The organism is Microseira wollei NIES-4236, assembly GCF_020521235.1.
Classification (GTDB): Bacteria; Cyanobacteriota; Cyanobacteriia; order Cyanobacteriales; family Aerosakkonemataceae; genus Microseira; species Microseira wollei.
Map to the genome: position 1 here is coordinate 45,324 of NZ_BLAY01000023.1, position 26,928 is coordinate 72,251.

19 protein-coding genes and 1 pseudogene are annotated in these 26,928 nt (G+C 46.9%); 6 read left to right on the top strand and 14 right to left on the bottom strand.

Annotated features, from left to right (window positions below; translation table 11 throughout):
• Window positions 1-397: 397 nt before the first annotated feature.
• From MiSe_RS09765 to nuoH, 5 genes are all read right to left on the bottom strand, one after another.
• Complete coding sequence (locus MiSe_RS09765) at window positions 398-1,318, bottom strand: NAD(+) kinase (RefSeq protein WP_226578146.1); 921 nt, start codon at window positions 1,316-1,318, stop codon at window positions 398-400.
• Between the two features lie 232 nt (window positions 1,319-1,550).
• Window positions 1,551-1,856, bottom strand: coding sequence for an NADH-quinone oxidoreductase subunit NuoK (nuoK, locus tag MiSe_RS09770; RefSeq protein WP_226578149.1), 306 nt, complete (start codon window positions 1,854-1,856; stop codon window positions 1,551-1,553).
• A 68-nt stretch (window positions 1,857-1,924) separates the two neighbouring features.
• Window positions 1,925-2,572, bottom strand: a complete 648-nt coding sequence (locus tag MiSe_RS09775; protein WP_226578190.1) for an NADH-quinone oxidoreductase subunit J — start codon at window positions 2,570-2,572, stop codon at window positions 1,925-1,927.
• Between the two features lie 171 nt (window positions 2,573-2,743).
• Window positions 2,744-3,322: an NAD(P)H-quinone oxidoreductase subunit I gene (gene ndhI, locus MiSe_RS09780; RefSeq protein WP_226578192.1), complete on the bottom strand. Its 579-nt coding sequence runs from the start codon at window positions 3,320-3,322 to the stop codon at window positions 2,744-2,746.
• Window positions 3,323-3,427: 105 nt separating this feature from the next.
• Entirely contained in the window at window positions 3,428-4,546 is a 1,119-nt protein-coding gene (gene nuoH / locus MiSe_RS09785) for an NADH-quinone oxidoreductase subunit NuoH (protein WP_226578153.1), read from the bottom strand.
• 699 nt (window positions 4,547-5,245) lie between these two features.
• Between nuoH and MiSe_RS09790 the strand changes: the two genes are divergently transcribed.
• Window positions 5,246-5,392, top strand: a complete 147-nt coding sequence (locus MiSe_RS09790; protein WP_226578156.1) for a hypothetical protein — start codon at window positions 5,246-5,248, stop codon at window positions 5,390-5,392.
• Between the two features lie 1,115 nt (window positions 5,393-6,507).
• On the opposite strand, the pseudogene MiSe_RS09795 reads toward MiSe_RS09790, so the two are convergent.
• Both MiSe_RS09795 and gorA read right to left on the bottom strand, forming a co-directional pair.
• A pseudogene (locus MiSe_RS09795) lies at window positions 6,508-7,107 on the bottom strand (ATP-grasp domain-containing protein); the annotation flags it as partial.
• A 36-nt stretch (window positions 7,108-7,143) separates the two neighbouring features.
• Window positions 7,144-8,586: a glutathione-disulfide reductase gene (gene gorA / locus MiSe_RS09800; protein WP_226578162.1), complete on the bottom strand. Its 1,443-nt coding sequence runs from the start codon at window positions 8,584-8,586 to the stop codon at window positions 7,144-7,146.
• Window positions 8,587-8,936: 350 nt separating this feature from the next.
• Between gorA and MiSe_RS09805 the strand changes: the two genes are divergently transcribed.
• From MiSe_RS09805 to MiSe_RS09825, 4 genes are all read left to right on the top strand, one after another.
• Window positions 8,937-10,154, top strand: a complete 1,218-nt coding sequence (locus MiSe_RS09805; RefSeq protein ID WP_226578164.1) for a sensor histidine kinase — start codon at window positions 8,937-8,939, stop codon at window positions 10,152-10,154.
• Window positions 10,155-10,612: 458 nt separating this feature from the next.
• Window positions 10,613-11,851 carry a threonine/serine exporter family protein gene (locus MiSe_RS09810; RefSeq protein ID WP_226578166.1) on the top strand — a complete coding sequence of 413 codons (1,239 nt, stop codon included), beginning with the start codon at window positions 10,613-10,615 and terminating at the stop codon, window positions 11,849-11,851.
• Between the two features lie 484 nt (window positions 11,852-12,335).
• The gene (locus MiSe_RS09815; RefSeq protein ID WP_226578168.1) at window positions 12,336-13,295 is read left to right on the top strand and encodes an AAA-like domain-containing protein; all 960 of its coding nucleotides are present in this window, start codon (window positions 12,336-12,338) and stop codon (window positions 13,293-13,295) included.
• A 333-nt stretch (window positions 13,296-13,628) separates the two neighbouring features.
• Entirely contained in the window at window positions 13,629-16,535 is a 2,907-nt protein-coding gene (locus MiSe_RS09825; RefSeq protein ID WP_307731298.1) for a PAS domain-containing protein, read from the top strand.
• Window positions 16,536-16,694: 159 nt separating this feature from the next.
• Here MiSe_RS09825 and MiSe_RS09830 read toward each other — a convergent pair whose 3' ends face one another.
• From MiSe_RS09830 to MiSe_RS09860, 7 genes are all read right to left on the bottom strand, one after another.
• A complete protein-coding gene (locus tag MiSe_RS09830; protein WP_307731299.1) occupies window positions 16,695-17,102 on the bottom strand; it encodes a response regulator in 408 nt (135 codons plus the stop codon).
• Between the two features lie 750 nt (window positions 17,103-17,852).
• Window positions 17,853-18,578, bottom strand: coding sequence for a DUF72 domain-containing protein (locus MiSe_RS09835; protein WP_226578170.1), 726 nt, complete (start codon window positions 18,576-18,578; stop codon window positions 17,853-17,855).
• Entirely contained in the window at window positions 18,559-20,235 is a 1,677-nt protein-coding gene (gene hflX / locus MiSe_RS09840; protein WP_226578173.1) for a GTPase HflX, read from the bottom strand. Before hflX ends, MiSe_RS09835 begins: the two co-directional genes overlap by 20 nt.
• Before the next feature lie 56 nt (window positions 20,236-20,291).
• Complete coding sequence (locus MiSe_RS09845; protein ID WP_226578176.1) at window positions 20,292-20,444, bottom strand: pentapeptide repeat-containing protein; 153 nt, start codon at window positions 20,442-20,444, stop codon at window positions 20,292-20,294.
• 580 nt (window positions 20,445-21,024) lie between these two features.
• On the bottom strand, window positions 21,025-25,365 hold the full coding sequence (locus MiSe_RS09850) for a CHAT domain-containing protein (RefSeq protein ID WP_226578178.1): 4,341 nt from the start codon (window positions 25,363-25,365) through the stop codon (window positions 21,025-21,027).
• A gap of 248 nt (window positions 25,366-25,613) precedes the next feature.
• Window positions 25,614-26,219, bottom strand: a complete 606-nt coding sequence (locus MiSe_RS09855) for a hypothetical protein (RefSeq protein ID WP_226578180.1) — start codon at window positions 26,217-26,219, stop codon at window positions 25,614-25,616.
• On the bottom strand, window positions 26,220-26,465 hold the full coding sequence (locus tag MiSe_RS09860) for a hypothetical protein (RefSeq protein WP_226578182.1): 246 nt from the start codon (window positions 26,463-26,465) through the stop codon (window positions 26,220-26,222). It lies immediately after the preceding gene.
• Between the two features lie 95 nt (window positions 26,466-26,560).
• On the opposite strand from MiSe_RS09860, the gene MiSe_RS09865 reads away from it, so the two are divergent.
• Complete coding sequence (locus tag MiSe_RS09865) at window positions 26,561-26,794, top strand: hypothetical protein (protein ID WP_226578184.1); 234 nt, start codon at window positions 26,561-26,563, stop codon at window positions 26,792-26,794.
• The last annotated feature ends 134 nt before the right edge of the window (window positions 26,795-26,928 follow it).

Here is a 26,928-nt window from a genome sequence, read left to right on the forward strand (position 1 = left end):
TCCAAACCGATGATTTTTCATAGACAGGACTTAGGCAAAGAAACTAAGGTGATACGAGAAATCCTTGGGAAAGGGAACCAGAGATCGACTCTGAAACCGGGTTTCTGGCCTGGTCGTGGGTAAGTCCTGAGAAACAAAGGTGATTTGCGTCAGTCCTGTGCTTGTCAGCAGGCATCGGGGATTTTTACTTAGGCAAAATTACGGAAAAAACCGGCTGTCATCAGGAAAATACAAGACTTACGGGGGAAAAGCGAAAAAAACCCGGTTTATACCGGCGCAATATCCTGCAAAAATCGGCTGCAAGCCAGAAATTGCCGAAAAATTGGCGATGGAAGCTAGCGATATGCCCAGGGCTAGCTGCGCGAAGGCAGACACAGGCGAGATTGACCCCTGGATCTCAATGGCGATGGTTATTGTCGTAGTGAATTCTCGCCCCCGCCCACTGGAGTTTTTCCCGTAAAGTTTGATAATACGAATAGTTCTCCCGCAGGATAATAAACTTAGCTTGACAGTCAGCCATCCGTACATCTACTCGGTGTCCGGGCCAAATCGCAGTAGACATCACCCCATCCATCCAAAGTTTGGTGTTGAGTTCGTAATCTCCCAAAGGCCAGATGCTGACAACGCTGCCGGGGGGTAAAACTATCGAACGGCTGGAGAGGCTTAAAGGGCAAATCGGGGTTACGACGATTGCTTCCATGCCAGAATGGACGATTGGGCCACCGGCAGAAACGGTGTAGCAGGTGGAACCCGTCGGTGTTGCCACCAGCAGTCCATCTCCCTGGTACTGATCGACGACTTCACCGTCGATTTCCATTTCCAGAATTGAGGTTAACATGCGGTCGGGGGAGGCGGGTTTGACGCACATTTCATTGAGGGCTAAAAAGGGATCGCTCACCGGATCGCGGTTAGTGCGATCGCCCTCAAATACCGACGCTTGAAGCATCATCCGCCTTTCTACCGCATAGCGATCTTCTTCCAAGCGATCCCAAACTCGTTCTGTATCTTGAAATACCTCAAACGGTTCGGTCAAAAACCCCAGGTGTCCCCCTACATTCACCGACAATAAGGGAATGCCAGCGACGGCTAAATTCCTTGCCGCTGCCAATGCCGTACCATCTCCACCCAATACGAGTGCCAGATCGATCCGTTGCGTCGATGACGCTAAAAAAACCGGGTAGGGGTTATCCTTTGCCCCACTCGGTCCCATCAATACTTGACAGTTCCGTTTTTCCAGTTGCCTAGCGCATTGTTCTGCCATGCGCTTGCTGTTGGAATCTCCCGCCTTATGAGCAATAATCACTTGCTTTAATTGCACGGCCTTTCCTAAAATTCAGCCACCCTTGGGGCGCTTGAATCCCAATCTCACTAAAATATTTCCTACGTTCAAAATACCAATATAATTTCTATTTAAACGATTTGCCTTATAAAGATTTAACTAACTCATTTCCGGTAGGGGCTAATGGCTAATGGAAAGAAAATTCTCTGATTGCTACGCTTCCCCATGAGCGATTAGCGATTAGCTATTAGCCATTAGCACTTGACAAAATTCACCATTTAAGCAGGTTAAATTGCTCCATATCTACCGTATCGCGGTTGCGGTAAATTGCCAACACGATCGCTAGACCGACTGCGGCTTCAGCGGCGGCGACAGTAATCACGAATACGGTAAACACCTGGCCTTTGATTCCCAGGGGGTCTAGAAAGTTAGAGAACCCCATTAAATTGAGATTGACTGCATTCAGCAGCAGTTCAATTGACATCAACACGCGCACAGCATTACGACTGGTAATCAAACCGTAAATTCCGATACAGAAAAGTGCGGCTGATAATAACAAAAAGTACTGGAGTTGCATGAATCCTCTTGTTTCCAATTGCGATGGTTTGCAGCCAGCGTTGAGGGATGCAACGCTGGTAAATCGGGCTATTTGTTGCGAGCGCCCTTATTTCGCGTCAAGGTAGAAGTATCGCTTGCTGCGGGTACTAATTCTCTAGGACGTTCGGGCAAGGTCAAAACTTCTTGCTGTACGTTGGGTGCTTGCTGCAATACATCGGGCAAGAACTCGCGACGCGCCAAAATAATCGCTCCCACCATTGCCATCAACAACAGTACAGAAGCTAGTTCAAACGGCAGCAAATAATCGCTAAAGAAATGCTTGCCAATTTGGACGATAGAACTTTCAGCCGCATTTGGGACATCGGTTGAAATAGCCCAAGGCGTTGCTAAAAACATCGTACTGAGCAACACAAACAACCCAGCACAAACCAGTGCCGTCGTGCCTTTGCGAATCCAAGCATTGCGAACGGGAGCAAAATCTTCCCGCTTGTTTACCAACATAATGGCAAACAAAATTAGCACGTTAACCGCCCCGACATAAATCAGAATCTGCGCTGCTGCAACAAAATCAGCATTGAGCAAGATATACATCCCGGCAATGCTGATAAAGACACCTCCCAACAAAAAAGCCGAGTAGACGATATTGGTAATCAGCACCACTCCCAGTGCTGCCCCAATCATCATCGCTGCCAGCAATGCAAACGAAACTATCTGAACGCCTTCTGCTAGATTCACTACTGTTTTTCCTTTGGTAATTGGTAATTGGTAATTGGTAATTTCAGCTTTGAGATTTAAGATGGCAGATTTAAGATTTAAGGATATTTGATTTAACTTTGCCATCTGCTTTTCTTTTATCTAAAATCTGAAATCTGAAATTTCAAATCTGAAATTACCCATTCCCACTTTTCATTCCATCTGTTCGATAATTTCTTCTGGGCGCAGACCGGCGCGACGGGAACCTGCGGGCAAGTCGTGGGGTTCGACGACGCCTTTGGGCAGGTAAGCGAGTTCGCGCAACGGGGTTACCATTGGGTCGTTGGTTACTTTATAAGGCAAGCGTCCCAGCGCCACGTTGTCGTAGTTTAATTCGTGGCGGTCGTAGGTGCAAATTTCGTATTCTTCTGTCATGGACAAACAGTTGGTCGGGCAATATTCGACGCAGTTGCCGCAGAAGATACAAACCCCGAAGTCGATGCTGTAGTGTTTGAGTTGTTTCTTTTTGGTTTCCTTGTTGAATTCCCAATCGACTACGGGCAAGTTAATCGGGCAAACTCGGACGCAAACTTCGCAGGAAATGCACTTATCAAACTCGAAGTGAATCCTACCCCGGAAACGTTCGGAGGGGATGAGTTTTTCGTAGGGATATTGGACGGTAATCGGACGCCGACCCATGTGGTCAAAGGTGACAGATAATCCTTGACCGATATATTTACCGGCTTGTACTGCTTCTTTGGCGTAGTCGCCAACTTGTTTGAGAAACTTCAGCATGGTGTTCTCACTCTCTAGAGGATTGTAGATTTTAGATTGTAGATTTCAGATTTGATTTATATTTTTAATTTGCCATCTGAAATCTGCAATCTGAAATTCAAATTACCCGCCGAAGGCAAAAGGAAATGCCAACTTGAGGGCGGCGGTTAATAGCAAGTTCACCAGCGAAACTGGTAAGAGGAACTTCCATCCTAAATTTAGCAACTGGTCAATGCGAACGCGGGGAACTGTCCAGCGCATGAGGATGGCGATGAAGATGAGGAAGTAAGCTTTGAGCAGGGTCATGGTGATGCCCAAGGAGGCAGTCACGATCTGTAAGAAGGGGTTGGTTTCGCTGATGCCGAGTAAAGATGCGATCGCGCTAATCGGAATCGGAAAATCCCAGCCTCCCAGGTACAATACGGCAACAATCAGCGCCGACAGCACCAAGTTAACGTAAGAACCGACATAGAACAGACCAAATTTCATGCCGCTATATTCGGTTTGATACCCGGCGACGAGTTCTTCTTCTGCTTCTGGTAAGTCAAACGGGATGCGTTCGCATTCTGCCAAGGCAGCAATCCAAAAGATCAGAAATCCAACTGGCTGACGCCAAATGTTCCAGCCTAAAATCCCGTAGCCGGATTGTTGCTGTACGATGTCGATGGTGCTGAGGCTGTTCGACATCATAGCGATCGCTATCACCGACAGGGACAGGGGAATTTCGTAGCTGATCGACTGCGCTGCCGCCCGCAAACCCCCCAGCAGGGAATACTTGTTGTTGGAGGCATAGCCCGACATCAGCAAGCCAATCGGGGCGATGCTGGAAAAAGCAATCCACAAAAATACCCCCATGCCGATATTGGTAATCACCAGGTTCTGTCCGAAGGGCACAATCATATAGGACAGAAACACAGGAATGACGACGATAACCGGCCCCAGGGTGAACAGCAACGAGTCCGACTTCCCTGGCACGACATCTTCTTTGAAAATCAGCTTGAGGCCGTCTGCAACGGGTGCCAGGACACCAAATGGCCCCATGAATTCTGGGCCGATCCGCTGTTGGGCGGCGGCTGATATTTTCCGTTCCAGCCAAACCGACACCAACACTCCTACCGTTGCACCCATAATCATCAGCAACATGGGTAGGGGCAACCAAATGGCTTTGGCAGCACCAGGCGGGATGCCAAGATCCATGAGGGATTGAATAAAAATTTCTTGGAGGTCAATTCCTGAATTCATTTTTGCCGCTTATGGTATTGACTGGGCAAGATCCAACAAACTGTCAAGGCCAGTTTATACTTTTTTGTGAAGTTTTTTGTACGACTTCCACTGATCAGTATAGGACTCAGGAGGATCGGCTTCAAGCAAGACTGGCAGAACAAGTTCCCGCCTTTAATCATCCCTTAGCTCGTAAAACCACCGCTCAACCAGAGCGACGGCGACCCCCACCCATCCGCTTTTCGCGACTACCACCTGAAGTGTAGCGGGACGCTGTTAGCTCTCGTATCTTTAGATCGAATCCCCAGTAATTTACTACCGGGGGTAGACTTGCCACGGCACAGGGTAGGATAGCGGCAAGTTATTGGGGGAGAAACCCTCCGAGACCAGCATCGGCTGACTCACTAGCCCCCTAAAATCCCAAGTATCCCACTGGCCCACAGGAGTCTCGTTAGGATCAACTACCTGCACGGATATTTATCCAGGTGTCCATCAATAGTCAATTGGGACAGGTTATTTAATCCGTTAGAAGCAATAATGCCAAAATCGGAAGAAGTCAACCCAACAATCCCACCTTGAGTGCTTGAGCATAGAACTATTCGCTTCAACAAATCCCTAGTTCCACCTGGATTAATGTTCGCCGGGAAGTTCTCGGGATTAAATAAAATGTCGTGGTGATTGGGCGATAACGGATTCCCTGGCAGCACCCTAAATCTGCTAATGTCATTTCCGTTAGGAGCAAATGAATACAGCGAATTATTAGGCGACCAATTCGGTTTTATAGCGGGACAAATAAACCCAGCCGAACATAACCCAGCATTATTATCGGTTCTCACCGCAACGACCATAGCAATTTCTTGTGACTGAAAATTCTCTAATTAACTCAAGTTGCTAGTTATCTCATCCATAGCAGCTAATCGTTAATTGCTAATGGCTAATGTCAGTAAAAATCCTAGATTAGCCAGCTGGCAATTAGCCCGCTGGCCCCGGCGAATTTTATAACTAGCAACTTGCGTTAATTAATATTTACATCGTGATTAAATTTGGCATCCTTGGAGATTCCAATTGTGTTAGTAGTTAGCGTTAAGCCGTCATTTACATATCGCTGACACAGTTGAACTTTAATGCTTGTTCCGCTTGGCTGTTCTACCAAATACTTTAAATATGCCCTATCTTTTGGAGCAGAAGACAAAGGCGCATCCCAAGAAAATACAGCTGCGTTACCAGATGCTGCCTCTTGCCTCTAGCCTACTGATATCAATTTATAATTTAGAACCGCTCGATACTTGCTAGCATCCCAAGTCTCGTTAATAATTTCGCTATTGAATTGGACTGGCATTATTTTACCAAATCAATCGCCAAATTAATTGTAGCCGCATCGGGTAAAAGTTTTTCTAAAATTATGGTAACTTGAACAACAACAGCGACCAATCTGGCAACCAACTAAACATTTTGCCGGTCATTTCAGCTCTGATAACTCCATTATTGAACGAGTTGAATCAACAATGGTTTGAATTGAATTAAGAGTAAGAATCTTCCCTTCAGGGGGTCAAGCGCTGGCTCGACCCCCTGTTAATTCTTTTCTTGATTCCACCCTGCAAAAAAAGACGATCTTTAGAAGCCACATTCGGCACCCTGAAGTGTCACACTACCGAATGCAAGGGGATTTGGCGATTGGGGACGATGGGCTGGTAATAACAACCCCCCTTATTTTCAGTATCCTATGTACTTAAAAGTACCAGCTAATCCGAAAAATCACGAGAAAACCCTTGTGCCAGTTGAGGGTGCGGAAGGTGGGCTAGAGAGGGAAAGGGGAGCGCTGCTACCCTTTCCCTCTCTCCACAGAGTTTTATTCTGATTCTCTTCAATGTGACAGTTGAGGGTGCGGAATGTGGCTTCTAGGGGTGCGAGTGTCAATTCGACCGACTTAGGGATAAATCCTTTTGGGAATAACGCTCTGATTCTTTGCTCGTAAAAACAGCTGAAAGTCCGTGGGAGGTTGTGATAAAATAGGGGAATTGCTCTGGTAACTGAATATCTTTGAGACTGATTTCGTGCAGATTGTAGCTTGAGTATTTGGGACATTGCACTCCCAAATCGGCTAGGGTTACTTTGCTGATCAAGTGGTAGTGGGTATCTGGATTGACGGCGTGTTTTTCAGGTTTGAGATGATCGAAGGGAAATAAAGTGATGATTTTTTCAAAGCTTAAACTGTGGCTGAGTTCGTCCAAATAAGTCGAGCAATCTATCATTTCCGCATTGGTGTAACTAAAGCCAAAATGCTCCCGCCAGTATTCAATCAGCAAGTTTTGGGGTGGAATAATCACAACTCCTGGAAGCGCATCGCCTAATACAGCGAGATTTTTCCAAGGTTCCTTTTGGCAAATCTTGTCAAAGGATGTTTTAGTGGCTGCGCTACTACCTTCTTGAATAAAGTATTTTTTCCTGTTGGGGTAAGCTGCCCAACTCGCAGTTGCTGGATAATTTAAAATGAATGCATAACGTGCATCCGTAATGTCATTAGCAAACAACTCGGAGAAAGAATTACCTTCAAAGTATGGAAATTCAGCTCTTAAGTTCATAGAAAACTGCCTTTGCTTATGGGAACGAATGCGGGATTAAACCAGAGCGAAAAATTCTTCGGCAACTGAAGGGTGAATGCCGATAGTTGCATCGAAGTCTTTCTTTGTTACACCCATGCGAAGCGGTAGTGCGAGACATTGAACTATTTCAATTGCTGCTATTCCTACCATATGAATGCCTAGTAATCGCTCGGTTGTACTATCAATAACTAATTTAATTATAACTTTCTCTTCTCGTTTAGCCAGACTGTGGAAAAGAGGACGAAATTCAGATCGATCGCATCCCACAGCATTACCAATTTTTTGCCGCGCTTTTTCTTCGCTTAAGCCGACTGTAGCCGCTTCGGGGAAGAAACTAACAACGCTAGGAACGCATTCATAACTGATAGTTTTGGGTTGATTACCAAAGTGGTTATCGGCAAAAGCTCGCGCGTTGGCGAGCGCAACCGGAGTATAAGTAAATTGGTTGGTACAATCTCCAACTGCAAAGATATTCGCTTGTGTAGTTTGATTTTGCTCGTCTACTGCGCTCGCATCAACTTGGACGTAGCAATTAGTACTTTTACTAACCTTAACTCCGGCTGCTTCTAGATTCAATCCGCTTAAATTAGGCGCAGGCCCCGTGACGCAAACAACTGTATCGACGATCGATGTATCGGGAGAAGTTCCCGACAGTGTCAAATGCAACTGCTCTTTGTCGATTTGTTCAATTTTTTTGAGGTTGCTGTTGTTGATAATTTGAATAACCCGCCTCGTCATGCCTTCAGTAACAGCCCTGCAAATGTCTGAATCAAAATCAGATAAAATGCCATCTTCATGAACTATTAGAGTCACAAACGAGCCAAGCATTCTCATAATCCCCGCCAATTTCACCGCAATATAATTGCCGCCAATGACTGCGACATGTTTTGGTTGCTGCTTGAGATCGAACAGTTCCCGCGAGGTGATAGCACTTTCAATGCCAGGAATCTGAGGCTTTACCGCTTCTCCTCCCACCGCAATTAAGATTTTTTCAGCAGTAATTTGGCGTCCTTCAATAGACTTCTCCAAAAACTCTTGTGGGATAGGCGTCTCGCCTGTCTTTGAGTTGCTTTTTTGCAGAGGTCTAATGTCTAAAGTATGAGGATTAATAAAGGTAGCACGCCCTTGAATTAGCTCAACTCCTGCTTGTTCGAGCGATCGCTTATGTAGGTCGCTGAGGCGGCGGATTTCCTCGTTCTTAGCAATCATGAATTGATGCCAATCAAAAGTGGTTTGGGGTTGTTTCCAGCCATAACCGACTCCCTCTTGATACAATTGCGAGAAGCTAGCGGCGTATGACATCAGTTTTTCGGGAATGCAACCTCGGATGACACAGGTACCCCCGACTAAATCTTGTTCTGCGATCGCCACCCGCGCACCATACCCCGCCGCCCGTTCCGCAGCAGCAAGACCACCCGGCCCCGCACCGATTACAAAAAGGTTATAATCGAATTTCATGGCTTTATAGAGTTAAATTTCAGTTACTAAGAAGTTGCTAGCTATATCGAGTGGTAATAGGTAATTATTAGCCATTAGCCATTAGCCATTAGCCATTACCAGTACAGCTAGATGTAACTAGCAACTTACTTTACTAGCTCCTAATAAATTCTCGACAGCCCTAGCCCTCGCAGCTTCATCCTTAAAGCTTGTCTTACCTAGACTAAAGGAATAGTTTTAGATTAAGTAAGTTTGTTACCATTAATACAAGAGTTTGCCGTTACATCAAAGCTGCAACGGCTGCGATCGCTGTCGTTGTAAAATAAAATGATGCCAGAGGGTTTTCCGATCTACTTTTGCGCCTAAGCCAGATGGATTTTAGCCAATTGCTTGTAGAAAAAATAGATGCGATCGCAAAAAGCTGGGTGGAAACAGTTCGCCGCGATCGGCAGATTGCCAGTGCCGACGATTTACCGTACTCAGCGATACAGAATCATCTTCCCGATGTGCTGAGAGCGATCGCCACCGTGCTTTCCCACTACCAGGACAGCGATATCGAGTCCATCGTGCAGAATAGTTTAGAACATGGGGTTTTGCGCGCTGCACAAGGTTTTACGCCTATCGAAATTGCGCGGGAGTATCGTCTACTACGCCAGACGATCTTTTCTACTTTAGAGGCAGATTTATTGCAGGGTACTGTTACTGATGCGATCCGAACTTATAATCTGATTGACGCGACGATTGACGAAGCCATTTCCCAGTGCTTCAAAAGTTATGTCGAACAGCGTTTGCAGGAACTACAGCACCTGCACGCTCAAGCAGAACTAACCAATCAAGAATTGACTCGCTTGGTAAAAGATAATCAAGACAACCTCTCTCAACTAGCTCACGAAATAAAAAATCCTCTCAATTCAATTATTGGCTATTCAGAGTTGATTTTGCGATCTTCACGCAAGAACAGTGAAGTTCGAGACACCGTTCCCCATCTAGAACACATCGAACGAGTGATACGCAATGGCAGACATTTACTCCGGCTGATCAACGATACGCTGGAAATGTCTCGCTGTGAAGCCGGGAAAATGCAACTGCAACCAGTCCCGACGGATGTACGCTATTTAATCCAAGAAGTGTTTGAAATGTTGCAGCCTTTGGCAACTGCAAAAGGGTTACAAATGGTGGTTGATTGCGATGCAGATAGCGGCTTAAGCTGTCCCGAAAAAGTTGTGACAGACCCTTTGAGATTGCAACAAATTATCACCAACCTGATCAGCAATGCGATTCGCTACACAGAATCGGGAACTGTCCAATTAACCTGCCAGATGTTACCTAATAACCTGTGGTATATTGCAGTCAGCGACACTGGGATCGGGATGGTTACAGAAGACCAGACGCATATTTTTGAACCCTTTTTTCGCGCTGGTAATAGCCAAAATTACGCCCTCAATAGCACTGGTTTAGGGTTAGCAATTGTTTCCCAGTTAGTAAATCTAATGCAAGGCAAAATCGAACTGGTATCTCAGGTAGGAGTTGGAACCACTTTCACTGTTATCTTGCCGATAGAAATCAAAACTCTTGAATCAGTTGCTTAACTTTCAGGACTTACGCACGACCAACCTAGAAACCGGGTTTATGCTTAGATCTCTGGTTGCCAAATCAAAGATTTTTCTGCGTAATATCATGTCCGATACGATCGGACTCTTACAGTTAATAGTTTTGTAGGGGCGGGTTTTATATCATATCCGGTCTATTACCCAAGATCGGGAGCCGGGACACGGCAAGATCAAAGTTATCTGTTTGTCCGAGATATCTATGATGCCGTGTCCCTACGCAACGACTCTGTGCGGTTTTTTTATTCTGCGGAACCATGAGATATTTCGTTAAACCCGCCCCCCGCGCGATGCCGAAGCAAGCGGACATGATATCAGTCCCGACTTTGTCATTATTCGATCGGGACTTACCCAGGACAATGTAGCTAAACTCCAGACTTTTAGCACAGTAAAATATCCCAGTTACCTGCTCAAACAATGGAATTACGTTGCAGCTGAGAATGAAAATGGAATACTCAGAGCAAGAAGCTTACCTTCTATCCTTAGCTGGTAGACTGCTGCTAGAGAATAGTGTCAGGACTGAAGGAGTCCACCAAGCAGTCGATCGACTGGCTAAAGCACTTGGCATTGAAGTGCGGGTTTTTGTGGAGTACAAAGCGCTGATGTTGACCATAAAAACGGGCTACCACTTCTCAGCGCGCGTCAGCACTCCTGTTCCTCTGATGAAAATCGATATGGCTTTGACAAACCGAGTGCTTCACCTGATCGAGGAAGTGGAGAAAACAGGAAAAGAACAAGAAGATGCGATCGCTCAGCTGGAGAAAATCAGACAGACACCACCACTTTACAATCGCTGGCTAGTTGTACTCATGCTAGGACTGGCAGCAGGGGGATTAGCCAAAATTTTTGGAGGCGACTGGTCGTCTTTTTTGATTGCCGGATTTGCCACCGCCATCGGAGTCATTCTCCGCCAAGAGTTAGGCAAGCGGCAGATCAATTTTTTCTCAATTGTCTTCGCCGCCGCCTTTGTTGGGGGCATTTTGGCAGGTATGGCGATTCGACTTGGTTTGACTTCTACCCCTGAAGTCTGCCTATTGGTACCCTCGATGATGTTGGTTCCAGGGGTGCATCTAATTAACGCCGGATTGGATATGGTTGAGAATCATATGTCCGTTGGCATTGCCCGCTTAGGTTTTAGCTTGATGACACTGGGGGCAATTTTATTTGGCTTGCTACTCTCAGCCAACTTGACCGGAACATTAATCGCCGTCAGTAGCAACATTACAGCACTATCTTTGGGTGAAGATATCATCTTCGCCGGATTGGTAGCAGCCGGTTTTGCTGTTGCCTTTAACGTTCCCAAAAAGATTTTGTGGGCTTGCATCCTTTGCGGAATGGTTGGGCATGGGGTAAGACTGTTGTGTATTCAGTTCGGACCTGGAATTATTTGGGGTAATTTAATTGCCTCTACCGTTGTCGGCTTAATGGCAATGTATTTCTCTCGCTGGTTTAAAAGCTCAATTGCCGCTATTTCCTTTGGGGCGGTAGTGGGAATGATTCCTGGCATCTTTGCCTTTCGCGCTGGCAGTGGCTTTATTCAAATCATGACTTTAGGAAGCAATGCGGGATTGCCCCTAATTGCTAATACCATCGTCATGACTGGCACCGCTGTGCTGATGACCTTGGGCATTCCCTTGGGGATAGGTATTCCCTCTATCATCTTTGGGCGGCGTCGCTAGTGCTGCTCCCTTGGGAGTCAAAAGCCAAATGATTCCTCTCTTTTACTTTGTTCCCGCTAGAAGATTATCTACTTCTTCCTTCTTCCTTCTTCCTTCGTGTCCTAATTCGCTACCCTTGAATCCCTAAGCGCATCCGCAAGCGTTAGCGAACGCTAACGCGCCTTTGCGGTTCAATATAACGGATTGTGACTTAATAGAATACACTTGATTTTTCGTAAGTTAATAGCCCGTGTAGACGGGCGCCTTTTGTATAGCGGCACCCTTAAGGGTGCCGCTATACAAAAGGCGCCACAAGGGCTGTATTTCACCAAGTCGCAAACCGCTATAATAATTCTTCGGGCGGGAAAGGAGCAATCGAAAAGAAGGCTTGACTCTCGCCAATAATTCATCATAATCGCTCGGTTTACACTCAAATAAACCGCGAATAAAATAAACTAGATGAGGCAATAATCCCCCGTCATTTATCGGAGATAGTGTCAAGAGCGTGACAAATTCCTTTGGATACAAAGTCGGTGGATGCCTTCAGGCGGATGCGCCCAACTATGTGGTACGTCAGGCAGATCGGGAGCTTTACCAGGCACTCAAGTCTGGGCAATTCTGTTATGTGTTCAAGGCGCGGCAGATGGGGAAATCGTCATTGCTGGTGCGGGTGAAGCAACAGCTTCAGCAGGATGGGGCGCAGTGCGCGTATCTTGACATGACTCGCTTGGGCAGCGATCGCATCACGCCCCAGCAATGGTATCGCGGCATGATGGTCAGCCTGCTTCAGAGTTTTCAACTACTCACCAAGATCAAATATCGGGAATGGTTCGCCCCTCGTGCAGATTTGCCACTAATTCAGTGCTTGAGCGAATTTGTCGAAGAGATTTTGTTTGTGCAATTTCCGGTCGCACCCATTTATATCTTCATTGATGAAATTGATAGTTTATTAAGTCTAGAATTCCCCGTCGATGATTTTTTTGCCTGGATTCGGTCTTGCTACAATCAGCGATCGCACGATGTCCGCTATCAACATTTCAACATTGCTTTATTTGGCGTCACTACCCCCTCCGATCTCATTGCCGATAAGCACCGTACCCCCTTCAACATCGGTCATGCCATCCATTTAGACGGGTTCGCGATCGCCGAAGCAACCCCCCTAGCAACAGGATTCAAGGCTGTGATGGAACAGCCTCTAGCCACGCTAGAAGCAATTCTGCACTGGACAGGCGGGCAACCCTTTCTCACCCAAAAGCTGTGTCAGCTGGCGATCGATGCGATCGCACAAGCCAAAACGTCACCAGCGTTGCAGGTAGACGAACTGGTGAGAGCGTATGTGCTGGACAACTGGGAAGCTCAAGATGAACCCGTGCATTTGCGAACAATTCGCGATCGCCTGTTCTGGAATGAAAACCGCACCGGACGACTGCTAGGCATTTATCAGCAACTGTTGCAGGGAGCATGATTAAATAGCCAAAAATTTAACTAAACTTAACCATACCGACTCGCAACGAGGAGGTATTTTTGTGGTAAGTTAGACGGGTTGCCGAAAACCAAGGCACAAAAACCGCGAAACCTTTTTCGCACAACCTCAATTTTTTCTTGATATTCCGAGTACGCTCGGCCCCGTGCGGAATTGACGCCCGTGGACAAGAAGAGGCCGACCTCCTTGGCAGAAGCGGGAAGTAGACCCTCCAAGCTTTAATCTTGGTTGAATAGTTAGACTTAAGTAAGTTTAGCTAAGTTCTATGGAGCAGAAACGGTACTCCTAGACGACAGTCGGGAACAAATTGAACTCTTGCTAGCAGGATTAGTGGTACGCCAGGGCGATCGCCTAGCAATCAAAAATCCGATTTACCAAGAGGTTTTCAACCAGGAGTGGGTAAACCGGCAATTGAGCAGTTTGCGTCCCTATGCCGCTGCGATCGATGGTTGGGTTGCCTCCCAGCGTCAAGATGCCTCCTACCTGCTGCGGGGGCAATCCCTCCTCGACGCGCAACAGTGGGCGCGAGACAAAAGCCTCAGCGATTTGGATTACCAGTTTCTTGCCGCCAGTCAGGATGCCGAACGGCAAAGCATCCAGCAGCAATTAGAGGCAAAACAAGAAAGCGAACGGTTTTTCCGCCAATTGGCAGAAGCAGTACCCCAGATCGTGTGGATTGTGGAGCCAGATGGCACGCTATCCTACACGAATCAGCAGGGGAGTACCTTCGCGGGGCGATCGCTCTCCAACCTAACGGACTGGAAACGCCTAGATGTAATCCACCCTGACGATCGCGCCAGTAGCCTTGCCGCATGGGAACATTCTCTGGAAACCGGGGAACCCTACGAAGTGCAACTCAGAATGCAAGATGCACAAGGTAATTATCGCTGGTTTCTCAATCGAGCCATTCCTATCCGGGATGCCAGCGGGCAGGTAATCAAATGGTTTGGCACCAGTACCGATCTGGATAATCTCAAACGCGAGGAAGAAATCCGGCGACTGCAAGAAGTCGAGAAACGACTTGAGCAAGAACAACGCGCCAGTCGGTTGCAAAAGTGGCTATTGGGAACCGTCAGCATGGCGTTGATCGTTGCCAGTGGACTGGGAATCTATGCCTTTGCTCAAAGACGCAACGCCACCCTGCGGGAAATCGAAGCGATCGCCAACACCTCAGAAGCTCTATTTGCCTCCGGAAATCGGTTAGATGCCTTGGTCACCGCCATCAAGGCTCAGACCAGTTTGTATCAAATGCATCAAGCCCCCACTGAGTTAGCGACTCAGGTGAATCGAGAGTTGCGCCGTGCCGCGTTTCAAGTCGTTGAGCGCAATCGATTCAATGGTCGCAAAGGAAGGGTTCTGGGAATTGCCGTCAGTTATGATGGTCAACGGATCGCCTCAGCCCATCAACAGTCCACAATTTTTATTTGGGGAGCGGATGGCAGGTTGCTGCACACACTCAAGGGTCATCAAGGGGAAGTGAATGATGTCGCGTTCAGTCCCGATGGACAAACCCTGGTTTCGGCAGGGCAGGATGGCACGGTGCGGTTATGGAGCAAGGATGGTGCGCCCTTAAGAACGATTAAAGCGCATGGGAAAAGGGTGATGTCGGTGGCGATCGCTCCTGACGGACAGTGGATTGCCTCGGCAGGCGATGATCGGCTGGTGAAACTCTGGAGCCTCGACGGCAGATCGAGCCGAACTTTCAGCGGACATCGTGGGTTTATCTGGGATGTGGCGTTTAGTCCCGATGGGAAAGCGATCGCCTCTGCCAGTTGGGATAATACGGCGATCCTCTGGGATCTAAATGGCACAAAAATTCGCACCCTGAAAAACCCCATCTCCTCTGACAAGGGGGAAAACCGCCTGGTGAGCGTCGCCTTTAGCCCGGATGGTCAAACTCTGGTAGCGGGCGACGGGCGCGGTCATATCCTGTGGTGGGGGATGGATGGAACTCTGTTGCACACCGCATCGGAACACCGTATCGCCGTCGTCAGTCTGGTCTTTTCTGCCGATGGACAAACCCTGGCTTCGGGCAGTTGGGATGACACGATCAAGTTTTGGAACAGCGATAGAGCCGTAACCAGAACCCTGAATGCTCACCCCAATGGCACTTGGGAGGTCGCATTTAGCAGCGATGGTCGAACGTTGGTTTCTAGTGGAGAAGACAAACTGGTTCGCATCTGGCAACTCGACCCCGATCTGGTTGCGGTATTGCGCGGACATCGTGCCTCTGTTTGGGATGTGACGATTACCCCAGATGGTCAAACCGTTATTTCATCGAGTTCCGACGGGACGATCAAGCTTTGGAATCAAGCTGGTAAGCTTCTGCAAACCCTGCCTCTGACCCAGGGGGAAATCTGGGCTGTGGATGTGAGTCCAGATGGTAAGGCGATCGCTGCAGCCAGCGCCGATGGCTTCCTCAACCTATTGACCTTAAATGGGAAACCATTGTTTACCGTCAAGGCTCATGGGAATGCCGTGTTTGATGTCGCCTTCAATCCCAACGGCTCAGAAATCGCCTCTGTTGGTTGGGAAGGGACGGTAAAACTATGGCAGCGAGATGGCAAGCTGATTCAATCTCTGGAAAAAAGTGATAATCGTCTCAATGCTGTTGCCTTGAGCCAGGACGATCGGTGGCTAGCAGTGGTTGGTCGGGATACCATAATCCGCCTTTGGCGTCGGAATGCAATGGGGCATTTCACCCCGCAACCTCAACTCAAATTGCTGGGACATGAAGACAATATCTGGGATGTCGCCTTCAGCCCCGATGGTCAGATGTTGGCGACTGCTAGTGAGGATACGACGATCAAACTCTGGTCGCTGGATGGGAAACTGGTTCGCACATTTAAGGGACATAGCGATCGCGTCAATGCTGTCACCTTTATCCCTGCCAATTCTGGACTCCCCGCCGCTTGGGGCACGGTCATCGCCTCCGCCAGTTGGGACAAAACCATCAAACTCTGGAAACTGGATGGCACCCTGCTCGCCACCCTGGAAGGACATGAAGAGCGCGCACTCGATGTCGCTTTTTACCCTGCCACCCAGAACCGGGGCGCACTGCTAGCCTCTGCCGGACTAGATGATGTCGTAATTCTCTGGCAACTCGATCGAGTATTAGATATAAAGCAGGTCTTGGACTCCGGTTGTGCCTGGATACGCGATTATTTGCACGCCCATCCAGAATTAAGCGAGCCTCAGTCTCTTTGTCATCTGCGTATATAGCGGATTGCAGTCAGATGAGGTACACCTTCGTTTGTGTAGCGGCACCCTTAAGGGTGCCCGCACACCGCTGTCGAAAATTGCTGTACCAAAAAGAGGCAAGCAATCCGCTGTATCTGTGCTTTCCAAAGCGAAGATTTTTCAGAGAAACCTTGACAGTTATTAAGGCGAACTCATCATATCTTTCAATCGCAAAGATGCCTTAACTCTCGCCAATAATTCATCATAATCGATCGGTTTACGGATGAAGTCATTAGCTCCTAAATCTAATCCTTTGGCTGCAGCATCTTCATAAGCCGTAATCATCAGAATCGGAATAAAAGCGAGCTTTTTATTTTGTCGAATCCGCCTAGTTACTTCATAACCATCCATTCCAGGCATCATCGCATCCATCAACACTAGATCTGGCGGCGATGTTTCTACTTTTGTTAATGCTGATTTGCCATTTTTAGCAACATCAACCTCATAACCTTCGTCTGTCAAAATTGCCTGTAGCAGAACCAAATTATCTTCTATGTCGTCAACAACCAGAATGCGCTTAGCTTGACGGTTAGATTGCCAAGAAACCATAAAACAAAACCTCTTTTAAATAAAAACTCAGATCAAATTTGATAAATTTTACCAACTTGCTCTTATATGATTGCTATTTTCTGGTTTGGTTACATCTTCCGTTAAGGGTAATTTCAAATTTTCACGTCTCGTTTAAATTGAACGCTGGCTTAAATATTAAAATTTTTACACCTACTTAAGGAAGAGTTTTTTGTTAAATTAGTTTGTGAGTATCAATACTTAGAGCTTGCACTTACCAACTTACCCGCCTGGGAATCAATGATAGTGCTGGCGAATCAACTGCGGGGTTTGATATCATGTCCGGTCGATTACCCATAATCATCAGCCGGGACACGGCACGATTAACGTTATCTGTTTGACCGAGATATCTATAATGCCGTGTCCCTACGCAACGACGAGGTGAGGTTTTTTTATTACGGGCCAACGGACATGATATGACCCCTCCCCAACCCCTAAGAGAAGCGGGGAGGGGCTTAAACTGCGGGGTTTGACCCCTCCCCAACCCCTAAGAGAAGCGGGGAGGGGCTTTCTGGCTCCCCCTTCCCTTGCAGGGAAGGGGGCTTTTGGGTTAGGTTTTTTGATTTGCCAACAGTATCATCAATTCCCAGGTTAATAGCTAAAGTCCACTCAAGTGAAATAAATCCTTTTTCCAGTCGTCTTTAGACGACTTCAGCTATTAGCCAGGGGTTTGAACCCCTGGCGGGAGAAAACCGCAGGCGCAAGCTCTCAGAATACAAAAGCCCGCGTAGCTCAAAGGCAAGAATCAAGCATTGCGGAAAGGTGCTTAGCATTGCGGATAGCATGACCTTCCAAGTCGTTGTTGAAGTAAACATAAACGTCAATTCCCCTTTGGAGAAACTCGCAAATACGAGTTGCCCAAGTTGATAGCTCATCATCGCCGTAACCAATTCCCCATCGCCCACTATGCATTCGGATATAAATCCAAGGTGCAGTAAGGCGGATATCGAGGGGAACTGTGGGACTAACTGGTAAGCAAAGGGCTGCACCAGCGCGTTCTAGCAATTTATACACCTGTGGATTCAGCCAACTATTGTGACGAAATTCAAAGGTATATCTTTGTTGTGGGTAGGTTTGCAGCAACTCTAAAAAAAACTCAAGCCGCGAGCAATTAACAGACCAAGTATGGGGAAATTGAAACAGAATCGGGCCGAGCTTTTCTGGCAAGTCAGATGCCCGTTTCATCAGTCGAGATAAAGGTTCAACGGGGTCTTTTAATTTTTTCATGTGGGTGAGATAGCGGCTACCTTTAACGGCAAAAAGAAAGTCTTGGGGACTTTGCTCGCGCCAAGTTTCAAACACAGATTTTTCTGGCAGACGGTAAAAGGAATAATTTACCTCTACAGTGGAAAAGTGCTGCGCGTAAAATGCGAGTTGCTGGTCGCCGTGCAACTCTTCTGGATAGAAAATACCCATCCAGTGCTGATAAACCCAACCGCTAGTGCCGAGAAACAGCATGGAGATCGATCAGTTGCAACAATCGCTGCCGTAAATTCTCTAACTTCAAGCGTTCAGTTGCTGAAATAAATGCGGCTTCGGGATACTGTTGCTGGGCTAAAGCCAGAGTTTCCCTATCTACTCGATCGATTTTATTAAAGGCAATCAAAGCTTTTCCTGGAAGAGTTGGCATTTCTTTTAAAACCTCTTCCACCGAACTGATATGACTTGCCCAAGCGGGATGGGAAAGATCGACCACATGCAGCAGCGCATCCGCTTCTGTCACTTCTTCTAGGGTGGCGCGAAATGCATCCATTAGCGGTGGCGGGAGTTCGTGAATAAACCCAACCGTATCTGTGAGAAGAATCGATCGCCGTTCCTGGGTTTGCGAGTCTACAATTACCACCTTTCGCGTTGTTGGGTCGAGGGTAGCAAACAAGCGATCGGCTGTGTAAACTTCAGCATTAGTCAACACATTTAACAGGGTGGATTTCCCGGCATTGGTATAACCAACCAAGGCAATTGTGGGAATTTCTTGCTGTTGTCGCTGTTGCCGCAAGCGGGCGCGATGGGCTTGTAATTGGTTGACTTCTTGCTGTAGTTGTGCAATTCGCCGCTGGATGGCTCTGCGATCGCTTTCTAGTTTAGTCTCACCAGGCCCTCTCGTACCAATTCCCGCACCTAGTCTAGACATCGCCTGACCTCGACCCCGCAGCCGAGGTAGCATATATTCCAATTGAGCGAGTTCTACTTGCAATTTACCGGCTTGAGATTGAGCGCGTTGGGCGAAAATATCTAAAATTATTTCAGTTCTATCTATTACTCGGATGCCGATCGAATCTTCTAAGTTTCGCGCTTGAGAGGGTGAAATATCGCGGTTAAAAACAATCAAATTGGCGCGAACTTGATGGGCTAATTGGGCAATTTCTTCTACTTTTCCTTGACCAACGACGGTTTGAGGATGGGGATGCGATCGCTTCTGGATCGCCGTCTCGACTACCTCTCCTCCCGCACTCTCAACTAAGCGAACGAGTTCGTCAAGGCGATCTTGAAACTGCCGATCGGTCATATCTTCGGTCATCAATCCAACCAGCACAACGCGATCGCTCTTTGTCCGATCTTGGAATTGATCGGTTTCAAATCCTGCTGCTTCTAACTCTGCTTCCCATTCCTCAACTAAATCGTCGAAATCTTCCTCGATCAGGTCATCTAAACTGAGGGGAGGAGAAACAAGCCAAGGCGTCTCTAAATCGGGTACGAGGTGAGCAAGATAAGCTTCCTTAACATCACCATCACCTTTGCTAGTTGGGATTAACACCACCAAGGCGTCTAAGCGTTGGCGTGCCATTGCCATTAGTGCTGGTACATCCGGTGCATCACCTTTGAGTTGAGTCGCAACGCAACGAATCCCGCTCAAGCGTCTAGCACTATGGCGAGGCATATCTTGGGGTGGAATTTGAGTTTCTTGGGGCGTACCGACTCCGATTCGGACTACCTCCCCGCGTCGATTAATGTAGGCGCAAAGCGGGTGATGAATTTCTGTACTAATCGCGGCTAGCTGTTGAGCAAATTCGGGAACTAGCAAGCGATCGCTTGGCTGTCGCCCGTCGCAAAGTTGCTTTAGTTGTTTGATCTGACTCGATTTTAATCCTTTAATATTGCCGTAAATTTTCTCCATTGCAGTCCTAATTCAATTGCTAAATTACCTGACTTATTGTAACCTATGTGAGATGGCTAACCGTCAGAGGCATAACCCGCAGGGATAATGGTTCTGCTTGCGATCGCGCAACTCAGATCGATGTCTGATGGAGTCACTTCTGTTAAAGATGCCCACTGGAGATTTGTACCGTGCAGATTCGCTTTAGTGAGGTTTGCTTGTTTAATCATTCAGAAATAACCGGAAACGATATCAACACTGTTACAAAGACAGAATAAATGCGATCGCAAGAGCAAACGTCTACCGCTAGGATAGGGCGACTTCTTCACCGGGCAGAGTTTTTGTTAAGCTAACTTGTGTTGTGGAATACACGCGAAATTGGACGGCTCACATCTTGCACCTACCCGCTTACCCGCCAGGGAATCAATTCCCTGGCTAATAGCAAAAGTCCTCTCAAGAGGACTATAGCGGTTTGCGACTTGATAAAATACACTTTATTTTGCATCAGTTAATAGCCCGCGTAGGCGGGCTTCGTTTGTGTAGCGGCAGCATTAATGCTGCCGCTACACAAACAAGAGCCACTAGGGTTGTATTCCACTAAGTCGCAAACTGCTATAAATACTTGCTATAGATTTCAGTCCATTTCAATGGACTTTCGCTATGATCCGTGGAATTGATTCCACGGCGGGTGAGTAGGTAGGTGCAAGATCTGAGACGGGCAAGATGCCCATCCCACAAGAAAAAAAGACTTTTTGGGGTTGGCAAAATTGGACGGGTAGAATGCCCATCCCACAAGAAAAAAAGACTGTTTTAAGACAACCCTTGGGATACAAAACCTGCCCAATAATAAGGATGATCGAAGGGCAAATTTTCATTACCGCATCGTTTTAACCGTTCCTGTTGCCCTTCAATTTTCCGCGCCGCCTCAAGTAACTTTTGCGACTCCTCTTCGTTCGCCGCCCCCCAATGTTTTTCCATCATCGCTTTGTGCAGTCCTTCGAGATGCTGCGCCAACGCGCTTTGATATCGCGCCGCAAACTCTTTACCCGTTAAATTACGCAAGGTTTGCTGTGCTTTTTGCAACGCTAAACTGCGCGACAACCCAGCTTCGCGCCCCTGGTAGTAGAACAGAGACAGCATCGCACTTGCCAAATCTTCCACCGACCATAACGTACTGACGACACTCCTGGCACCGGCACAGAGAAACCCGACAGAAAGCGTCAGTATCTCGTCGGTAACATCGGTAACAGATAAATGAGTTTCGCAGTTGCAGGTGAAGGCATCGGACAAATCGGGCATTCGCCAACCGGGGGACAGCAATTGCCCCAGCTTCAAGTTACCATCCGCCAGTTGCAGCGCCGATTCTAGGGGTTCGATGAGGTTCGAGGCGGCGTGGTGGCTGGTGTGGAGGATTTGCACTTGCCGCAACAGGTGCTTCACGGTGTCGATGGTGGCATCCTTGCCTTGCAGTCGCCGCGTGGGGGGAATTTGGTAGGTTTTTGCCAGGGTTTCGCACTCGTAACGGGTAAACGGCAAGTCTTCGGTGGCATCTTCCACGATTCCCATTATCGGTTGCGGGTGCAGTGGCGGGCGATTGTGGCAATAGCTGAGAATTTGGCAACTGGGGACAACGCGGAGACGGAATTTATCGCCTAGATATTGGGTTGGGGGCGAAGTTGGTTGGGTTTTGGATTGAGGTTTTGGAATTGAGATCCCGCGTGTGTTGGATTCAAATCTGGTATCAGTAGCTTGCCGAGGCAGAGCCTCTAGATTTTCGCACCCAGGTAGAACCTGGGTACGAGATCCTATCTCTCCCCTGCTCTGGTTCCCAGGTTCTACCTGGGAACCCATTCCGGGAGGTTCCACCTCCCCCCATCCCATCCCACCCACAGCAACAGGCAATGCCGCAAACGGAATCTGATGCAACATCAAATGCGGCACGATAATCAATTCTTCAATCCCATTCAAATACTTAGCAATCAACTCATTCACTTGCAACCGCCCAGAAAGTTCAGCCAAAACACTCCCCATCTTGTCTTTCCATTCCCAGTTTCCTGCATCTCTGAATGCCACATAGGGAATCAACCAGTTATATACCAACCAACTTTGCAACACTTTCAACCCTTGTCCTTCGCAGGTGAAGAGTTGAGGCAACCGATCTTTCAACAAGATAAAAATATGGGTGTCATTTTCAGTCGTATAAAAACTCAACAGCGCAGTCTTGTCATTATCAATTAACCGCTGAATCTGGGATAAATTTAACGGATCGACTTGGAGTTGTCCCGCCAAAACCGGATCGCGGCGACGGAGTTCTTCCCAGGTTTGCTGTTTTTGGGCTTCTAATTGTTTGATGGCTTCCTCGTCTACTTGCAAACTTTCTGGCGTGGCGATGCGCCTCGTGCCTGCTAGTTGTTTTTCTGCGGTTTCATAGGCAAGGGTAAGCAGGTTAATTTGCTGTTGCAGATCGTCGTATTTCTGCCAAGCTTGTTTGAGATCGAGGTCAATTTCTCCCTGCTCGAAATAGCGGTTACTCGCCATGATATCGCCGATAGTTTTAGAACGAGAACGTTCGGAATATTCAAGGGCTTTATCTAGTTGATTGTTGTTGATACAGGCTTGCACCATTTTTTCATAAACGTCGATCGCTTCTTTGAGGATTTCGTGCCGACGGCTGTCGGTAGTTGACCAGTTGCGGCTTCGTTCAACGGATGCAATGGCTTTTTCGTAACTTTCGATGGCGAGTTGCCAATTTTTAATCTCAAAGGCTAGGTTGCCTAAACTGCGACTTGTTCTGAGGCAGTCGATAGGAAAAGTATCGGGAGTGTGGACTTGCAAAGCCGCTTGGAAGGAAGCGATCGCTCTTTCAATATTGTCAGCTTTATCTCCTTTTCTTCTGTCCCAGTAGGCAAGACCAAGATTATTTTGTGTTATTGCCCAATCTTGCGGGAAGGCTTCAGGGGTTCTAACTTGTAAGGCAAGGGTGTAGGCGGAGATCGCTCTTTCAATATTGTCAGCTTTATCTCCTTTAATTCTGTTACTGTACGCATTCCCAAGATTATTTTGTGTCATTGCCCAATGTTGCGGGAAGGCTTGAAAGGTTCTAACTTGCAAGACAAGAGTGTAAGCGGAGATCGCCCTTTCAATATTGTCTGCTTTATCTCCTTTAATTCTGTAATAATAGGCAAGACCAAGATTATTTTGCGTTGTTGCCCAATCTTGGGGGAATGCTTCAGGAGTTCTCACTTGCAAAGCTTTTGTGCAAGCGGAGATCGCTCTTTCAATATTGTCTGCTTTATCTCCTTTAATTCTTTCCCAGTAGGCAAGCCCAAGATTATTTTGCATCATGGCCCAAAGTTGGGGAAAGGCTTCAGGGGTGTACACTTGCAAAGCTTGGGTGTAAGCAGCGATCGCTAATTCAATGTTGTCAGCTTTATCCCCTTTAATTCTATTACTGTACGCAGTTCCAAGATTATTTTGCGTACCTGCCCATTGTTCGGGGAAAGCTTGAGAGGTGTACACTTGAAAAGCTTTTGTGTAAGCGGCAATCGCCGTTTCAATATTGTCAGCTTTATCCCCTTTGATTCTATCACTGTACGCTATCCCAAGAGCATTTTGCGTGCTTGCCCAATCTTGGGGGAATGCTTCAGGAGTTCTCACTTGCAAAGCTTTTGTGAAAGCGGCAATCGCCCTTTCAATATTGTTAGCTTTATCCCCTTTAATTCTGTAATAATAGGCAAGACCAAGAGCATTTTGCGTGCTTGCCCAATCTTGGGGGAAGGCATCAGGGGTTCTCACTTGCAAGGCTTTGGTGTAGTCAGCGATCGCGAACTCAATATTGTCAACTTTATCCCCTTTTATTCTGTCGCGGTACGCAGTCCCAAGATTATTTTGCGTCCTTGCCCAATCTTGGGGGAAGGCATCAGGGGTGTAAACTTGCAATGCTTTGGTGTAAGCAGCGATCGCTAATTCAATATTGTCAGCTATATCCCCTTTGATTCTGTCCCGGTACGCAATCCCAAGATTATTTTGCGTCATTGCCCAATATTGGGGAAAGGCTTGTGGGGTGTAAACTTGCAAAGCTTTGGTGTAAGCTGCGATCGCCCTTTCAATATTGTCAGCTATATCCCCTTTAATTCTGTCATGGTACGCAGCCCCAAGATTATTTTGCGTCATTGCCCAATCTTGGGGGAAAGCTTCAGGTGTGTACACTTGCAAAGCTTTTGTGACAGCGGCGATCGCCCTTTCAATATTGTCAGCTATATCCCCTTTTATTCTGTTACGGTACGCATTCCCAAGATTATTTTGCGTCCTTGCCCACTGATAGGGGAAAGCTTCAGGTGTGTACACTTGCAAAGCTTTTGTGTAAGCAGCGATCGCTAACTCAATATTGTCAGCTTTATTTCCTTTTATTCTGCTACGGTACGCCATCCCAAGATTATGTTGCGTCATTGCCCAATTATAGGGGAAGGTTTGTGGAGTGTGTACTTGCAAAGCTTTTGTGTAAGCAGCGATCGCTAACTCAATATTGTCAGCTATATCTCCTTTTATTCTGTAATAATAGGCAAGCCCAAGATTATTTTGTGTCTGCGCCCACTTTTCGGTATTTACCTCCCAGTTTTGCAGGACGAATGCAAAGCTAGCAATAGCGATTTCCTGATTGTTGGCGATGTTTCCCAAGGGGAACTGGCTAATATGAATACTGATTGTTTCAATTAAGGCGACAATCAATTCTGCATCTTTTGGTTGTTGGGATATCCAGGTTATAGCTGCTTCCTGTAATATTTGGGCAAAATGGGTATCGAGTTTATTTAGATGCCGTTGCAAGACCTCATAGACTGCTGTAGTATTATCTTTACTCTCATATTCTGCATCTAACAACTCTTCCCAGAAGGCGAGATATTCTTCTTGCGTCACTGAACTTGAGGGAACACCATACACTCCAAGCAGAAACCCTGCTATATTCATCAAGCGATTAGCGTTATCTAGATTCTCTTGCTTTATCAGATCCTGTGCTATTTTTAGTAACTCTTGTACGAACACCCGATCGACTAAATCTGCATTCGCCTCTAATAATTCCATTTCCTGTCCGTTGGGGCAATTAAGGAGAGAGAAAATTAGCTGGAGATAAGCTTGGATGCGTTGTTCGTCCATCTTGGGTTTCCTTTGATGATTATAATCTCTACACAAATTTTCGAGGCATTCCGGATGAGACGACGGTTGATTAATATCTTGCATTTGTCCCATCACCCGCCAGCGATTCAAATCGCTGGCTAATAGCGCAAGTCCTCTCAAGAGGACTAAAGAGCTAATTGTTCAATCTTTTTAGTCGGTTTTAACCGACTTTAGCTATAAGCCAGGGAATTGATTCCCTGGCGGGTTATGGGTGGCAAGTGTTATATCTATCCAACCACGTCAAAAGCCTGATAAAAAACCTGCCAATTTTCCTTACCTTCCAAATAACTCCACAACTGATAAAGCCGCGTCTCATCCCAAGTCGGTACGTGGTTATCATCCCGCAAATCCAACCAATCAAAATCTAAATCTTCATCCAACACAATCCCAACAAATTCCTCTTTTCCCGGAGTATCAAAATTAATCCATTCTTTACACTCTCGCAAACTCGATCCATCTTGAGGTATCCACATCGGTTCACCATTAAGCTGACACTTCGGTGCAAAAGCTATCGAAGGTGTCAACACATATTTAGTTTTCCATCCTTGATTCAGCAGCAGTAAATTCCGACTAGAATGCAGCAAATCAATTCGCATAGAATAAGCAGCCTTAACTTGAAGCTGTCGTTTCTGACGCGGCGGCGGGATGACAATTCCAAGATGGTTTTCTGGATGAAGAAAATCAATCCACTGACAATGCTTGTCTGCTTTCTCCACCAAACTTTGCCAAATCCACTTCATCCGCAACCAGCGATAAACAATTTTCCAAGGAGATTCTTTCGGTTTACCTCTCCCCGGTGTCAGCTTGGCAATATCAATCCCATCCGCTTCCATTTATGGAGCAAATTTATCCTTGATTTTCTTAATGACATCGCCCAAAATTGGATTAATTGAATTTTCAGCGAAACCGCCGTTGAGTTGGTTTTTGATTAATTTAGCAATATCCGTATTTTCAAGTTGGTAATTATCGGGATGAAACCGCAGCCGAAAGCATAATTTTTGCACATCGGAAGCAGTTTCAGTAAAAATATTCGCAGCGATATCTTCAATAAAATCTATAAACGACTTTTCCCCGTTCATAAAATACCTCCGAGTGGGTTTTATCGATAAATTTCTCCAGAAACCGGGTTTCTTAAAGAAACCCTCTCAGCCAAGATCTTGGATTCAAAGATCAATTGCTGCGTCGGGGCACGGCGTCAGAAATTTTTGTTTTAAACGCCTCGATCTTCTATGCCGTGCCCCTACCACGATCGTTGATTTGGTCGTTGTTGATCGCGGCGTCGGGGCACGGCGTCAGAAATTTTTGTTTTAAACGCCTCGATCTTCTATGCCGTGCCCCTACCACGATCGTTGATTTGGTCGTTGTTGATCGCGGCGTCGGGGCACGGCGTCAGGAATTTTTGTTTTAAACGCCTTGATCTTCTATGCCGTGCCCCTACCACGATCGTTGATTTGGTCGTTGTTGATCGCGGCGTCGGGGCACGGCGTCAGGAATTTTTGTTTTAAACGCCTTGATCTTCTATGCCGTGCCCCTACCACGATC

Bases quoted from the DNA above. Each gene is read 5' to 3' on its own strand.
- nuoK (WP_226578149.1), bottom strand. From the start codon at position 1,856: ATGCAACTCCAGTACTTTTTGTTATTATCAGCCGCACTTTTCTGTATC.
- nuoH (WP_226578153.1), bottom strand. From the start codon at position 4,546: ATGAATTCAGGAATTGACCTCCAAGAAATTTTTATTCAATCCCTCATG.
- MiSe_RS09790 (WP_226578156.1), top strand. From the start codon at position 5,246: ATGTCATTTCCGTTAGGAGCAAATGAATACAGCGAATTATTAGGCGAC.
- gorA (WP_226578162.1), bottom strand. From the start codon at position 8,586: ATGAAATTCGATTATAACCTTTTTGTAATCGGTGCGGGGCCGGGTGGT.
- MiSe_RS09805 (WP_226578164.1), top strand. From the start codon at position 8,937: ATGGATTTTAGCCAATTGCTTGTAGAAAAAATAGATGCGATCGCAAAA.
- MiSe_RS09810 (WP_226578166.1), top strand. From the start codon at position 10,613: ATGAAAATGGAATACTCAGAGCAAGAAGCTTACCTTCTATCCTTAGCT.
- MiSe_RS09830 (WP_307731299.1), bottom strand. From the start codon at position 17,102: ATGGTTTCTTGGCAATCTAACCGTCAAGCTAAGCGCATTCTGGTTGTT.
- MiSe_RS09835 (WP_226578170.1), bottom strand. From the start codon at position 18,578: ATGCTGTTTCTCGGCACTAGCGGTTGGGTTTATCAGCACTGGATGGGT.
- hflX (WP_226578173.1), bottom strand. From the start codon at position 20,235: ATGGAGAAAATTTACGGCAATATTAAAGGATTAAAATCGAGTCAGATC.
- MiSe_RS09845 (WP_226578176.1), bottom strand. From the start codon at position 20,444: ATGATTAAACAAGCAAACCTCACTAAAGCGAATCTGCACGGTACAAAT.
- MiSe_RS09850 (WP_226578178.1), bottom strand. From the start codon at position 25,365: ATGGACGAACAACGCATCCAAGCTTATCTCCAGCTAATTTTCTCTCTC.
- MiSe_RS09855 (WP_226578180.1), bottom strand. From the start codon at position 26,219: ATGGAAGCGGATGGGATTGATATTGCCAAGCTGACACCGGGGAGAGGT.
- MiSe_RS09860 (WP_226578182.1), bottom strand. From the start codon at position 26,465: ATGAACGGGGAAAAGTCGTTTATAGATTTTATTGAAGATATCGCTGCG.